Origin of the sequence: Stenotrophomonas maltophilia group sp. RNC7, from assembly GCF_030910085.1 — a bacterium.
Classification (GTDB): Bacteria; Pseudomonadota; Gammaproteobacteria; order Xanthomonadales; family Xanthomonadaceae; genus Stenotrophomonas; species Stenotrophomonas sepilia.
On sequence record NZ_JAVFVN010000703.1, the window covers coordinates 1 to 824 of the forward strand.

The 824-nt window shown below is 31.9% G+C and carries 2 protein-coding genes; both read left to right on the forward strand.

The features are described from left to right. A partial coding sequence (locus RCF13_RS14995; protein WP_308141305.1) for a hypothetical protein occupies positions 1–387 on the forward strand: 387 nt, incomplete at its 5' end. A gap of 79 nt (positions 388–466) precedes the next feature. Next, positions 467–824, forward strand: a 358-nt coding sequence (locus RCF13_RS15000; RefSeq protein WP_308141306.1) for a hypothetical protein, incomplete at its 3' end; no start/stop codon positions are given.

Genomic DNA, 824 nt, shown 5'->3' on the forward strand with positions numbered 1-824 from the left:
CCGTTAGATGTATTAATTCATTGGAATAACCCTAATGAACATCTTGAAAGCAATATAGGCGTATACGTATTAGAACAAATTAAAAAAAATCAAGATACTCTTTTATTTACAATTGACATTAGCGCTTTAAGAAAGAGCAAACGTATTAATACTAGTGATTTATCAATTAAGCAAATATCAAAAGACAATTGGAGATTATATTTCGACGAATATACCTTTTTTATAGAAGGTTCTGGATTTACAAAAACCCCCTTTCTTTTAAAGTGGACGGATTCAAAAGAATTTGTCTTAACCCTATATTCTTATTTAAGTGATCAAAGCAGAATTTATTTAAAATTCTATGGGAATATTAGCGATTTATCTAAAGAAGAATACTTTAGCAATTAAGCATATCCAAGCCCCATCTTTATATCTACACTCCCAAGATGGGGCTTTAAACAAAGATTTCCTGAAGGGGGGAATAAATATGGAAATACATACTTCATTCAGAGGTAAAGTTATTGTAAGACCGGAATACATAGATTTGGTCAAACTCATTTGTAATGGCGAATGGGAAAAGGCCGAAGAAGAATTTCCCTTCATACAAGAATACACAAAAATTGAGATGAGTAAAAAAATTCCTATTACTGAACGGGAAATAGCCCATGCGATGGCGGAGGATGGTTTTTTATACTTACGCGATCACTATGGGACCTGGGAAGATGAAGAGGAATACCATACAATGTTAGATGGAACTGTTTGGACTTTTATAGCAAATTTAGAGGACTATAAGGATAAAAATAATAACAATGCTTTACCTATTCAATCATTCATTGAGATTATTT